This window comes from Prevotella sp. khp7, assembly GCF_900109055.1.
Lineage (GTDB): Bacteria > Bacteroidota > Bacteroidia > Bacteroidales > Bacteroidaceae > Prevotella.
In genome coordinates this window covers 761,237-773,975 of sequence record NZ_FOIV01000003.1, presented here as the reverse complement: position 1 = coordinate 773,975, position 12,739 = coordinate 761,237, and the positions used below count along the sequence as shown (strand labels likewise).

The following is a 12,739-nucleotide window of genomic DNA, read 5'->3' as shown; positions in this document are numbered from 1 at the left end:
TAATGATGCCTTACAGCAATTATTAATTATTAATTAATTGATGATTTTAATACTCTTTGAGTTATGCTTCTGCAGGAGCCTCCTCTTCAGCAATTTCAGCTTCCGGAGCCTCAACTTCTGCCTCTTCAGCAGCAACCTCAGCAGCAGCCTTCTTTGCATCGGCAGCAGCCTTGATAGCAGCCTCAGCCTCGGCAGCAGCCTGAAGCTCAGCAGCGTTCTCAGCAACAACCTTAACAGGAAGTTCAACAGTTACCTCCTTATGGAAGTGAACGAGAGCCACGTAGTCACCAATCTTCTTGGCATCCTTCATGGTGATAATCTTACGATCAACTTCCTTACCAAGCTTAGCGAGCTCATCGGCTACCTGAGCAGCACCTACAGAACCATAGAGCTGACCTGTAGCACTCACCTTTGCAGCAATCTCAAGAGCTACACCAGCAAGCTGAGCAGCCTTCTCCTCTGCAGCAGCTTTCTGGGCAGCCAACTTGTGAGCCTGCTGCTTCAGGTTCTCTGCGAGAATCTTCTTGGCTGAAGGAGATGCAATCACGCCCTTTCCTTGAGGAATGAGGTAGTTACGGCCATAGCCAGACTTAACATTTACGATATCGTTCTTAAATCCCAGACCGATAATATCTTCTTTCAGTATAATTTCCATAATCTTGCGTCCTCCTCTTTAATTACTTCATCAAATCGGTTACGTAAGGCAGCAGTGCGATCTGGCGGGCACGCTTAACGGCCTGAGCCACACGACGCTGATACTTCAGAGATGTTCCAGTGATACGGCGGGGAAGAATCTTACCCTGCTCGTTGAGGAACTTCTTGAGGAACTCGGGATCCTTGTAGTCGATGTACTTGATACCGCTCTTCTTGAAACGGCAATACTTCTTCTTCTTTGTATCGATAGAAGGAGCAGTCAAATAACGGATTTCACTCTGTTCTGCCATAGTTTAAGCCTCCTCTTTTTTACCAAGCTTTGCACGACGCTTCTCGGCGTACTCAACTGCATACTTGTCAAGTTTAACAGTCTGGAAACGGATTACCTTCTCGTCACGACGGAAAGCAGTCTCCAATGTCTTAATCACTTCTGGCTCTGCTTTGAATTCTACCAGGCAGTAGAAACCTGTAGACTTCTTCTGAATAGCATAAGCCATCTTCTTCAATCCCCAGGCCTCTTCACTGATGATCTCTGCACCCTTATCGGTCAGGACCTTCTTGAATTTTGCGGCCGTTTCCTTCATCTGTTCATCAGACAAAACGGGAGTTAAAATGAAAACGGTTTCGTATTGATTCATACTACTTAATAAAATAAAAATTAATAATGTTATGCTTAAAGCGGGTGCAAAGGTACAATAATTAATTGAGATTCAGCAATTGACAAATGACAATTAGCCCAATACTTAACTAATTTTAATACTTTTCGTTCTTTTTCTGCATTCGGATGTGAAGATATGCACCGATTACAACCATCAAGTAACCACTGAGTAGTACCAGATTGCTAGATGTCCACCCAGCCAGATAGCTGACTATCAAAAGGATGGCGCCGGCCAATACCAGCGCCATTCCTATAGGCTTACTCCTCTTCGGGAGTGATGAGTTTGTATCCCTTACCATGGATATTAATGATTTCAATCTGACCATCTTCTTTCAAGTGCTTACGCAGCTTGGTGATGTAGACATCCATTGAACGGGCATTGAAATAGTTGTCGTCGATCCAGATGGTCTTCAGGGCAAAGTCACGCTGCAGAATCTCGTTAGCATGCGAGCAGAGCAGTGCAAGCAATTCATTCTCTTTAGTAGTGAGTTTGGTCTGCTTCTCACCGATCATCAGCAACTGTTTCTGTGTATCAAAGGTGAACTTACCGATGTGATAAACAGTAGATTCCTTACTCTTCTTGCCCTTTGTACGGCGCAGAATGGCCTCAATACGAAATACAAGCTCTTCCATAGAGAAAGGCTTAGTGATATAGTCGTCGGCACCGAGTTTGAAGCCTTCGAGAATGTCTTCCTTCAGAGTCTTAGCTGTCAGGAAGATAATGGGCACGTCGGCATTGGCCGCACGAATCTCCTGAGCCAATGTAAAGCCGTCTTTCTTAGGCATCATCACGTCGAGCACACAGATGTCAAACTTGGTCTTAAGGAAAGCTTTGAAGCCTGCCTCACCATCAGCGCAGAGTTCTGCTACATAACCTTTGGCCTGCAAATACTCACGGAGCAGCATTCCGAGGTTCTCATCGTCCTCGCAAAGCAAGATTTTCAATTTGTCTTCCATAAACGTTTCTTTTATTTAATTGTTAATACTATGAATTGTCTTCCTGTAAGATGGGCAATGAAATGGTGAAGGTTGTACCCTTTCCCAGGTCACTCTCACACTTGATTTCGCCCTCATGAAGATTGATGATCTTCTTAACATAGGCCAGTCCTAGGCCGAACCCTTTCACATCATGAACATTACCCGTATGAACACGATAGAACTTGTCGAATATCTTCTTCACGTTCTCTTTCTTGATACCTAGTCCGGTATCACGGATTGAGAAGCAAAGCAGATCTTTCTCATTCCACGTGCGGATATAGATATCGAGCGGCTGTTCGGGCTTACGATACTTCACCGCATTGTCCAACAGATTAGTAATGGCATTCTGGAAATGCACCTCGTCAACATAGATAGCCGAGTCGACAGCCTCGATTTCCGTATAGATATGTCCACCGGTATGCTCGACACGCAATGTGAACGAAGCAGCAATCGACTCCAACAACTCATTAAGATCAAGTTCTTTTTTCTTAAACGAAGCAGTCTTTCTGTCGAACATCGACATCTGAAGTACTTTCTCAACCAAAAAGCGCAAACGTTTTGACTCATCATTGATAACACCGCCCAGATGTGTCAGCATTGCCGGACTCTTGCTGACGCTCTCATCGTTGAGCATCTGCGCAGCCAGTGAAATACTGGATATCGGGGTTTTCAACTCGTGGGTCATATTATTGATAAAGTCATTTTTAATCTCAGAATAACGCTTCTGGCGGAAGATGACCACAATGGTGAAGATAAACGTAATCAGCAGCACCACAGTGAAAATCATGGCTGGAATCATAAAGCGTATGCTGGAGAAAATATAAGAGCTCATGTCAGGAAAGTGAATCTTCACGACACCCATCTTCGACGAGGGGTCATTACGGAAGAGTGTCTGCTTATAAGCATGCTCCTCGCCTTCCTCTGTATAGTCTGGACAGCGGTATACCTCACGCCCGTCGGCCGTTTCAACACGGAAATGATAGGGAATGTTGATACCGTTATTCATCAACTCAGCACGGATATCCTGATCGAGCATTTTGAAGTTGATACGTTCTTTCAGAGGTCTGTCAGAGGCTGTATAAAGGATGTTATACACAACCTCGTCGAGCAGAGCCTTCTGATAGACATAACGGTTGCGGACAATCTCTTGAAGTGACTTAGACGCCTCAGATATCGAATTCTTGTCGGTGCGTAGGATCATGGCCTTAGGCACATTAGCCGGCTTGATGGCAAACGTCTTCAGTTCGAAAGAAGAATACACAGTACCATCGTCGGCTGCTACAGCAAACTGATGAGAGTGTTTGATAGTACCATCGAGTCCGTCGACCATCACAGAGTCCTGCTTATAGGCTTTCCTCTCGGTATCCTTCACATCTTTCTCCAAATAACGCAGTGTCTCGTTCATCTCGAGGTTACGCGACGCCTGATAGAGACTACGGGTCACAGACTCGTCGAACTGTTCCTTCTTCATCTTCGCCATCTCTTCTATATATGAGAGCTGGAGAAAGAGAAGACCCACAAACGAGAGTCCCATGACTATAGCTATAATCCAAATCGTACTTTTCTTCATATCGTGGGCAAAGATACGCTAATTCTTAAATACGGAAGATTAATATGTTAATTATTTGAGGTAAATTTCACAATATTAACAAAAAGCAATAATTATAATTACATATACACAACTAACAACTCATTGTTGTATCATAAAAAGAACCCCCGCTACAGGACATAGCAGGGATTCCCAAGGATTATAGTCGAAAAACTTTAGTATTTTTAATCTTCCTCCTTCATTTCGGCCTCATGTTCCTTAATCAGAGTCTGCTGAATATCATTCGGAACAAGCTCGTAACTAGCAAACTTGGTGGTGAACGAAGCACGACCGCCAGTCAGAGAACTCAGAGCGATAGAGTAGCTTGAGAGTTCCTTGAGAGGAATCTTGGCCGAGAGTTTCTGATAACCAGCCTCAGAGTCCATACCCATGATGATAGCACGACGGCCCTGAAGGTCAGACATCACATCACCCATGTAGTCGCCGGGAACAAGCACTTCAAGGTCGTAGATAGGCTCAAGAACCTTAGGACCTGCCTCCTTGAAGGCCGCAGAGAAGGCATTACGAGCAGCCAGCATGAACGAGAGTTCGTTAGAATCAACGGGGTGCATCTTACCATCGTAGACAATCACACGGACGTCGCGGGCATAAGAGCCTGTCAGCGGACCTTGTTCCATACGTTCCATAATACCCTTCAGGATGGCAGGCATAAAGCGGAGGTCAATGGCGCCACCAACAACAGAGTTGATGAATACGAGTTTACCACCCCACTCCAGATCAATCTCTTCCTTGCCCTTGATATTCATCTTGAACTCCTGACCGTTAATCTTGAACGATGTAGGATCGGGCATGCCTTCTGTATAAGGCTCCACAATCAGGTGAACCTCACCAAACTGGCCTGCGCCACCCGACTGTTTCTTGTGGCGATAGTCGGCACGTGCCATCTTTGTAATGGTCTCACGATATGGAATCTTCGGCTCGATATATTCAATCTGAATCTTCTCGTTATTCTCCATACGCCACTTCAAGGTGCGCAGGTGGAACTCACCCTGTCCATGAACGATGATCTGGCGGAGTTCCTTCGACTGTTCAACAACCCATGTGGGATCCTCCTGACGCATCTTCTGAAGGGCTGTCATCATCTTCTCGGTCTCAGCCTCGTTAACGGCCTTGATGGCACGAGAGAACTTTGAATTAGGATATTTAATGAAATCGAACTTGTTTTCTACATCCTTTGCGTTCAGAGTATTACCAGTCTTCACATCTTTCAGCTTCACGGTACAACCAATATCACCAGCAACCAACTGGTCTACCTGGATACGGTTGGCACCCGCACAGGCATAGATGGTACCGATACGCTCCTTTGAGCCGCGATCGGCATTGGTCAGATCGTCACCGCTCTTCACAACACCACTCATCACCTTGAAATACTGGACCTCACCGATATGTGGTTCAACACCAGTCTTGAAGAAATAGAGCGAAGCAGGTGCCGAGGCGTCAGCAGGCACATCCTTGCCGGCGGCATTCTTGATGACAGGCATCTCACTAACGAAAGGAACGACATTACCCAGGAACTCCATCAAACGGCGAACACCCATATCACGACCTGCACAAACACAGAACACGGGGAAGATGCTGCGCGTTACAAGCCCCTTACGGATACCTTCACGCATCTCGTCTTCAGTCAGATCCTCGCTCTCGAAGAATTTCTCCATCAGTGTATCGTCGCCAGCGGCGGCAGCCTCTACAAGAGCAGCCTTCATTTCTTTTGCCTTCTCAAGCTGATCGGCAGGAACATCCTCAATAATGGGAGCACCACCCTCAGGCTTCCAAGAGTACTTCTTCATCAACAGCACGTCGATGACGCTATTAAAGCCTGCACCTGTAGCAATAGGATACTGAACGGGAACGCAGTTTGGACCATATACCTCCTTCAACTGATTCAGAATCTGATCGAAGTCGCAATTATCACGATCAAGCTGGTTAACCAGGAAGATGACGGGCTTCTTCAGTTTTTCTGTATTGCGGAATGCATTCATCGTACCAACCTCAGGGCCATACTGACCATTGACGAGGATGACGGCCTGGTCGGTCACGTTCATGGCGGTGATAGAACCTCCAACGAAGTCATCAGAACCCGGACAGTCGATGATGTTGAGTTTCTTGTTGTTCCACTCTACATGAAAAACAGTAGAGAACACCGAGTAGCCATATTCCTGTTCTACGGGGAAATAATCGCTCATGGTGTTCTTACTCTCTACAGCTCCGCGGCGCTTGATGATGCCAGCTTCGTAGACCATTGACTCGGCAAGAGTAGTCTTGCCGCTACCCGCACTGCCAATGAGTGCAATGTTTTTGATTTCGTTTGTCTGATAAACTTTCATATCATTTTAGTTTTAGGTGAATATTTTAATGTTCTAAGCGGCGACTAAGGTAACCATTTTCTTAGAAATAGCCAAAAGAATCTTATAAATATTAAACTAAATTAGTATTTTATTCGTAACTTTGTCCCCCGTATGGCAGGTTTATACATTCACATTCCCTTCTGTAGAAGCCGTTGCATCTATTGCGGCTTCTATTCTACGACAAGTCTGGCGCTCCGTCAGCGCTATGTCGACGCCGTATGCCGCGAGATGAAACTCAGAAGTGAGTGGAGAGCAGCAAAAGGTGAGAGATTACAGATAGAAACAGTATATCTCGGCGGAGGAACGCCAAGTCAATTAACGACAGACCAGTTACGCCAGCTCTTTATATATATAAATAAGGTATATCCTCTCACCTCTCAGGAGATTACCATCGAAGTCAATCCCGACGACATGACAGCCGAATATGCCACTACGTTACAACAACTTGGCATTAATCGCGTCAGCATGGGTGCGCAGACCTTCGATGAAGACCGGCTGCACTTTCTAAACCGCCGACACACGGCTGCTCAAGTATCCGAGGCCGTAAGTTTGCTCCGTCAGGCCGGCATCCGCAACATCAGCATCGACCTGATGTATGGTTTCCCCGGCGAGACTCTCAGTGACTGGGATGCCGACATCACCAGAGCCCTCGCCCTCGATGTGGAGCATATCTCCTGCTACTGCCTCATGTATGAAGAAGGCACCCCACTCTATCGATTACTCCAGCAAGGCAAGGTGGCAGAAACCGACGAAGAACAGGAACGACTGATGTACTATCATCTCATAGAGCGACTGGAAGCGGCGGGCTACGAACACTACGAGATTTCAAACTTCGCCCGTCCTGGCTTCCGAAGCCGCCATAATTCATCATACTGGGACCTGACACCCTACATTGGGCTCGGCGCGGCCGCCCATTCCTTCGACGGGAACAGCCGCCGCCGTTGGAACGTCAGCGACATCAGTCTGTATATCGAGGGCATCGAGGGCGGACAGCCCTGCTTCGAGCAGGAGCTGCTCGATGATGACACCCGCTATAACGACACGCTGACCGTTGCCCTGCGAACCCGTAACGGTCTTGACCTCAACACCCTATCGGAGCACAATCGCAACTATTGCCTCAGTGAAGCACGCCATTACATCAGCGACGGGCTACTGAACCTTCAGAACAATCATCTGTCACTTACGAAACCTGGTCTTTTCGTTAGCGATATGATTATCAGCGACCTCATGCTTATCTGACGGAACTTATCCTATCTGCTGTCATCATTATCGCTTTCTGATGTCAGAGACTATCTGCGATTTTGCAATTTAGACTAAATTGCTTTGCAAAATAGACTAAATTGCAATGGTCCAGATAGTCTCTGTCAATATCAAAGCCTTTCTATGTCACTCTTTCAAGTTATCTCTGACAAGAAAGAGCTATCTGTTAAAGAAACGAGGAAAGAATTTGAAGCAAAAATAGTAATAGGCAACGAGCAGAGGGTAGCCTATATAATATAATGTAGTGACACTGAACACTACATAGTCAACGGCACAGACAGCAGCTAGGCCCCCCAAGTAGAGTATGGCCTCACCCATCGGCAGATGCCTGGTTACATCGTCGACCGTGGCAATGGCTACTATGATAATAGCCCATACAGAAGAGACGAACAGTCCCAGATGTAACGGCAGGGCAAAGGGATTGAGCGACGGATGATAGTAGAAATGACGCCACGACTCAGGGCCGAATACCTGAATACTACTATAGATGACAGCAGAAGTAGCCACGAGCAGACACAACGCCGTAGGATAGAATGAGGGAATATCATTGAAATGAACGATTTTGGCGCCAAGCCTCATCAGTCGACGCACGCCATAGGCCGCCAGCACAATGACACAGAAGGCCAGGAATATAAGTAAGTGAGTGTCGGAAAAAAGGTCGATGAACTGACTGATGGGGTCGTCGGGCGACACCTTCGCCAACAGTTCCTTCTCGTGTATCCATCCAAAGGTCAACTGGTCACGGGCCACCTTCACCCATACGGAGTCTATACTATCCGATGGTACCGTCATGATGTCGGCCACTACAATCCGTTCGCTCTTACGCAGGGTGATAGAATCCTTTTGGTGCTCCTGCCCTATGGCCTCAATCTCAATGGATACCACCTCAGGCACAGCCATTGCTTCAGGCTGCTGCGCCACAACCACCAAAGAGTCACCCGTCACAACGAAGTTATAGTTCTGCGTATAGTGATGGGTAGTATAGAAAGAGATGGAGTCGAGCTGCTGCTTGGTGAGATCCCAGGCATCTGGCGTTATCGGGCCTTGATTGTAACACGCTACACTAAATGACAAATGATATATGATAAATGATAAACCTATCATCCATCTTCTCATCCTATGACACAACCCGTGCCCGCATCTTCTTTCATTCATCATTATTTTATTTTTCATTTAGGACGCAGGATGCATAAACATTCATCTGACAGTTGGCACAATCAAACTCAAGACGGAAACGGCGGCCATCGCCTAAGACAAGAGACAAGGGCTCACGCCAGTCGGGACGCTTTCCACCACGACGTACACAATAGCCAAGACTATAACGGATGCAATGACGACACTGCATCAGAGGACCGTCGCCACCCTTCAGCTCAAATGCCGTTAGTTCTTTGGCACCATAAAAACTGCGGGCCTCGTCGTTCGATATGTTATAGAGATAGGGATAATCATAGCGGGGAGGACGGGGAACAGCTGAAGATGCTCGCGATTCTGAAGAACCAATGGTGTTTGAGAACTCACCAAGCGCATCGACTATCTGACGACGAAGATCAGAGAGCTGACTATTGGGAATAAAATAACCGAAGTCTGCAGGAATATCTATATCCACACATTCATAAATCGTATCACCGAGTTTAGACAACTGGCGGATGATATTCTCATGAGGCGATTTCTGAGCCAGCTGATGCTCAGAAGGGAAAACCACACGACATGAATATCCATCAACAGATGCCGTCAACTCATAGCCCGTATCAACCGCACGCAAAGAGAACCTTACAGGAATCTTACGGACCGAACTGGATTTTGAAAGGATACGCTCAAACTCCTGATCGTTATTACGATAGAGAGCCATGCCAGGACGCAGGCCTTGCGGCATTCGGAAGGGATAGATGCGGTTGCCCGCCACACGATTGGCACGAAGCCCCTCAAACTGGCGGTCCAGATTAAGGAAACAGAGACCGTCGCCATTGGCGAAGCTAGCCGTTCCCGCCACATTAAATGAGTCGCGCCTGATTTCTTTCACCCTCCCGACAAACTCTCCAACCGCTTTCGGCGTATCAAAGGAAGCAATATCCAGCTGGCGACCATGAGCGAAATAGGTGGTATAGCCGCGATTGAAGGTCTTCTTCAGATCAGGCTTGAAAGAATAGCTGCAATGTCCCAAAGAAGCACGGCAGTACTTACCAGGATGCTGACGTATAATTTCATTAAGCCGCTCACTATAGGCAGCCGTCACATTCTTCACATAAGCAACATCCTTGAGTCTCCCTTCTATCTTGAAAGAGGTAGCTCCAGCCTCGGCCAGCGCAAGCAGGTTGTCGCTCTGGTTCATATCCTTCAAGGAGAGCAGATAGCGCTCACGCTCTATCTCCCTGCCATCAGCGTCCTCCAAAGAAAAGCGCATACGACAGAACTGAGCACACTCGCCTCTGTTGGCACTTCGGTGGAAACAATGCTGCGAAGCATAACAGATGCCGGAATAGCTGACGCAAAGGGCACCATGAACAAATACCTCTAATGGCATGTCGGGCACCGCGCGATGAACTTCGGCAATCTCATCGATAGACAACTCACGGGCCAAAACTGCACGCGAGAAACCGATATCTTTAAGCCATTTTACCTTCTCAGCTGTTCGATTGTCTGTTTGCGTAGAGGCATGAAGCGTCAGCGTCGGAGGGCATAGCTTCATGACTGCCATGTCCTGGACGAGCACAGCATCGACACCAACCTGATCCAGATCGGCCAGCAATTGGCGCACTTCATCGAGCTCGTCATCATAAAGAATGGTATTAACCGTGACATACACCTTAGCACCAAAAGGATGAGCGTAGGCACACAGCTGACGGATGTCGTCGAGGCTATTGCCTACAGCGGCTCGAGCCCCAAAATGGGGAGGTCCGATATAAACAGCATCGGCACCGTGGTCTATTGCCGCGATGCCACATGCTAAATTCTTAGCCGGAGCCAACAGTTCTAAGGGTGTCAATGCTTACTGTTATTTAATATCATTAATATTATACGGCGTCTCTTGATAAACGTAATAGTTAATCCAATTGGAATAGAGCAGATTAGCGTGAGCACGCCACGTAACCAATGGCGGATTCTCGGGATTATCGTCCTTATAGTAGTTTTTGGGCAGATCCACATCGTCACGGATACCACGGTCGCGCTTATACTCATTATCCAAAGTGTTTGGTGCATACTCCAGATGGCCGGTGATAAAGAACTCTCGTCCGTTACGCGCCATCACCATGCTGACACCACTCTCGGGCGATTCGGCGAGAAGTGTCAGATCGGGATTGGCAAGGATATCCTCACGGTGAATCTCCGTATGACGGCTATGAGGCATCATAAACACATCGTCGAAACCACGGAAAATAGGCAGAGGCCTGTCAATAGGCGTCTGAGGGAATATGCCGAACATCTTTTTCTTCAACGGATACTTGGGTACACCATAATAATAATAGAGCCCGGCCTGGGCAGCCCAACATATATATAAGGTACTGGTGACATGAGTACGAGCCCACGAGAAAATGTCGGTTATCTCATCCCAATAGGTAACGTCCTCGAAGTCCATAGTCTCTACTGGTGCCCCGGTGATAATCATTCCGTCGAACTTCTCATTTCGCATCGACTCAAAGTCGCGGTAAAACATCATCATGTGTTCTATCGGCGTATTCTTTGGTGTATGACTCTTCAACTTCATAAAACTGATCTCCAGCTGAAGGGGAGTATTGGAGAGCAGACGAACCAAGTCGGTCTCCGTCGTAATCTTCAGTGGCATCAGGTTCAGGATAACAATCCTCAAAGGACGGATGTCCTGTGTGGTTGCCCTGGAATTATCCATCACGAAGATATTCTCATTCTTCAGAATATCAATCGCAGGAAGTCTGTCTGGTAATCTTAATGGCATTTCTTAATTTTTTTTTAAAACTTTACGATACAACAGGAGACATTATCAAGTCCGCCAGCAGCAATTGCAGCATCACACAACCCATTGGCATCAGCTTCTGCAGACATCAACGCTGAGATTTCCTGATCGCTCAGCATGTCGGTAAGACCATCACTGCACAGCATATAGCAATCGCCCTGTATGACGTCGGAAGTCATCCTGACTATATCTATATATGAGGTTGTACACCCTCCACCTATGCAGTTGGTAATCACACTTGAGTGCTTTTCCGTCCCCATGAGATTACTTAACGAGTGGTCGGTAGTCAGTTGAGTCAGTTCATGATCACGGAAACGATATAAACGACTATCACCACAATTCAGCGAATAGTATTCGCCTTCATAAAATGCAAAACCCACCAAAGTTGTACCCATACCTTTGAACTGCTCATCGGCACGTCCCTTTGAGGCCACAAGGTTGTTAATACCATCAAGCCATTCTACTAAGGTCTCATTAAACTCACTCGGGCCGAAGCCTGCTGGAAGGTCATGGTAATAAAACTGAAGATTATGAAGGACGTCGCTGCTGGCTATATCACCCCTGTTATGGCCTCCCATGCCATCGGCAACTGCTACTATATAACGATCCTGATTAGTCAGTTCTACTTGAGTATGGAAAGCGTCATTTCTGACAAAGCGGCTTCCCACAAGTATCATATCTTCATTCTGATGTCTTACACAGCCTATTCTGCTTGCTGCTGTTATCTCTATATTTATCATTCTAATTTATCTGATTATGACCTGCAGATTGATGTTCGCAATGGTGAGCACATCACCATTGTGTAACGACATATCTACATCCGGTTGTATGGTACGCTGATTCAGCTTAGTACCATTAGAGGAATGTTTGTCTGTGATGCACCACCCCGACTCTGCCTTATACTTGAGTTGAGCATGAACGCCCGACACATAGGCTTGCTGTTCAAAGAACTGTGTGTATGGGCCCTTACGTCGGCCGATGATGGCACCATTCATGGCAACTATACGTATATTCAAACTATCATTGGCAAGTGTCAGCACAGGTATACCACCTCGGGGAGCAGCCTCACGCGAGATACTCACTCCAGTGGACATATTCGTCGAGAATCTCGAAGGACCAGCCGACGTCATATCCTGCTTCTGGCTTTGACGGACATCGGCAGATACCATCAAGCCTCCGCAATGCGTACAGCGTCTGCCGAGCCCAACACGACCACACTGATTACAGAACAGCAATGCCTGTCCGCACTGGTCGCAATAGTGGGAGTCGTCTTCTATCTCTTCTCTACAAGCTGGACAAATGATCAT

13 protein-coding genes are annotated in these 12,739 nt (G+C 47.0%); 1 reads left to right on the top strand and 12 read right to left on the bottom strand.

Annotated features, from left to right (window positions below):
- Positions 1-61 precede the first annotated feature (61 nt).
- The 7 genes from rplI to BMX82_RS10270 form a co-directional block, all read right to left on the bottom strand.
- On the bottom strand, positions 62-655 hold the full coding sequence (rplI, locus tag BMX82_RS10295; protein WP_036910921.1) for a 50S ribosomal protein L9: 594 nt from the start codon (positions 653-655) through the stop codon (positions 62-64).
- Positions 656-677: 22 nt separating this feature from the next.
- A complete protein-coding gene (gene rpsR / locus BMX82_RS10290) occupies positions 678-944 on the bottom strand; it encodes a 30S ribosomal protein S18 (protein ID WP_013064765.1) in 267 nt (88 codons plus the stop codon).
- A 3-nt stretch (positions 945-947) separates the two neighbouring features.
- Positions 948-1,292 carry a 30S ribosomal protein S6 gene (rpsF, locus tag BMX82_RS10285; RefSeq protein ID WP_036910923.1) on the bottom strand — a complete coding sequence of 115 codons (345 nt, stop codon included), beginning with the start codon at positions 1,290-1,292 and terminating at the stop codon, positions 948-950.
- Positions 1,293-1,407: 115 nt separating this feature from the next.
- A complete protein-coding gene (locus BMX82_RS13050) occupies positions 1,408-1,560 on the bottom strand; it encodes a hypothetical protein (RefSeq protein WP_156097639.1) in 153 nt (50 codons plus the stop codon).
- Positions 1,561-1,570: 10 nt separating this feature from the next.
- Positions 1,571-2,269 (bottom strand): response regulator transcription factor RprY, encoded by a 699-nt coding sequence (locus BMX82_RS10280; protein WP_036910925.1) that lies wholly within the window; start codon positions 2,267-2,269, stop codon positions 1,571-1,573.
- A 28-nt stretch (positions 2,270-2,297) separates the two neighbouring features.
- The gene (locus BMX82_RS10275) at positions 2,298-3,860 is read right to left on the bottom strand and encodes a sensor histidine kinase (RefSeq protein WP_036910927.1); all 1,563 of its coding nucleotides are present in this window, start codon (positions 3,858-3,860) and stop codon (positions 2,298-2,300) included.
- 203 nt (positions 3,861-4,063) lie between these two features.
- Complete coding sequence (locus tag BMX82_RS10270; protein WP_036910929.1) at positions 4,064-6,223, bottom strand: elongation factor G; 2,160 nt, start codon at positions 6,221-6,223, stop codon at positions 4,064-4,066.
- Between the two features lie 132 nt (positions 6,224-6,355).
- On the opposite strand from BMX82_RS10270, the gene hemW reads away from it, so the two are divergent.
- Positions 6,356-7,483 carry a radical SAM family heme chaperone HemW gene (hemW, locus tag BMX82_RS10265; protein WP_091768540.1) on the top strand — a complete coding sequence of 376 codons (1,128 nt, stop codon included), beginning with the start codon at positions 6,356-6,358 and terminating at the stop codon, positions 7,481-7,483.
- A 180-nt stretch (positions 7,484-7,663) separates the two neighbouring features.
- Here the strand turns inward: hemW and BMX82_RS10260 are convergent, their stop codons facing one another.
- The 5 genes from BMX82_RS10260 to BMX82_RS10240 form a co-directional block, all read right to left on the bottom strand.
- A complete protein-coding gene (locus BMX82_RS10260) occupies positions 7,664-8,620 on the bottom strand; it encodes a hypothetical protein (RefSeq protein WP_051949708.1) in 957 nt (318 codons plus the stop codon).
- 46 nt (positions 8,621-8,666) lie between these two features.
- Positions 8,667-10,487 (bottom strand): peptidase U32 family protein, encoded by a 1,821-nt coding sequence (locus BMX82_RS10255; RefSeq protein ID WP_091768537.1) that lies wholly within the window; start codon positions 10,485-10,487, stop codon positions 8,667-8,669.
- 9 nt (positions 10,488-10,496) lie between these two features.
- A complete protein-coding gene (metA, locus tag BMX82_RS10250) occupies positions 10,497-11,414 on the bottom strand; it encodes a homoserine O-acetyltransferase MetA (RefSeq protein WP_091768535.1) in 918 nt (305 codons plus the stop codon).
- 14 nt (positions 11,415-11,428) lie between these two features.
- Positions 11,429-12,109 (bottom strand): PP2C family protein-serine/threonine phosphatase, encoded by a 681-nt coding sequence (locus BMX82_RS10245; protein WP_177172076.1) that lies wholly within the window; start codon positions 12,107-12,109, stop codon positions 11,429-11,431.
- Between the two features lie 69 nt (positions 12,110-12,178).
- A complete protein-coding gene (locus BMX82_RS10240; RefSeq protein WP_036910939.1) occupies positions 12,179-12,739 on the bottom strand; it encodes an FHA domain-containing protein in 561 nt (186 codons plus the stop codon).

Coding starts and splice junctions, on each gene's coding strand:
- rplI (WP_036910921.1), bottom strand. CDS start 655: ATGGAAATTATACTGAAAGAAGATATTATCGGTCTGGGATTTAAGAAC.
- rpsR (WP_013064765.1), bottom strand. CDS start 944: ATGGCAGAACAGAGTGAAATCCGTTATTTGACTGCTCCTTCTATCGAT.
- rpsF (WP_036910923.1), bottom strand. CDS start 1,292: ATGAATCAATACGAAACCGTTTTCATTTTAACTCCCGTTTTGTCTGAT.
- BMX82_RS13050 (WP_156097639.1), bottom strand. CDS start 1,560: ATGGCGCTGGTATTGGCCGGCGCCATCCTTTTGATAGTCAGCTATCTG.
- BMX82_RS10280 (WP_036910925.1), bottom strand. CDS start 2,269: ATGGAAGACAAATTGAAAATCTTGCTTTGCGAGGACGATGAGAACCTC.
- BMX82_RS10275 (WP_036910927.1), bottom strand. CDS start 3,860: ATGAAGAAAAGTACGATTTGGATTATAGCTATAGTCATGGGACTCTCG.
- BMX82_RS10270 (WP_036910929.1), bottom strand. CDS start 6,223: ATGAAAGTTTATCAGACAAACGAAATCAAAAACATTGCACTCATTGGC.
- hemW (WP_091768540.1), top strand. CDS start 6,356: ATGGCAGGTTTATACATTCACATTCCCTTCTGTAGAAGCCGTTGCATC.
- BMX82_RS10260 (WP_051949708.1), bottom strand. CDS start 8,620: ATGAGAAGATGGATGATAGGTTTATCATTTATCATATATCATTTGTCA.
- metA (WP_091768535.1), bottom strand. CDS start 11,414: ATGCCATTAAGATTACCAGACAGACTTCCTGCGATTGATATTCTGAAG.
- BMX82_RS10245 (WP_177172076.1), bottom strand. CDS start 12,109: ATGATACTTGTGGGAAGCCGCTTTGTCAGAAATGACGCTTTCCATACT.
- BMX82_RS10240 (WP_036910939.1), bottom strand. CDS start 12,739: ATGATCATTTGTCCAGCTTGTAGAGAAGAGATAGAAGACGACTCCCAC.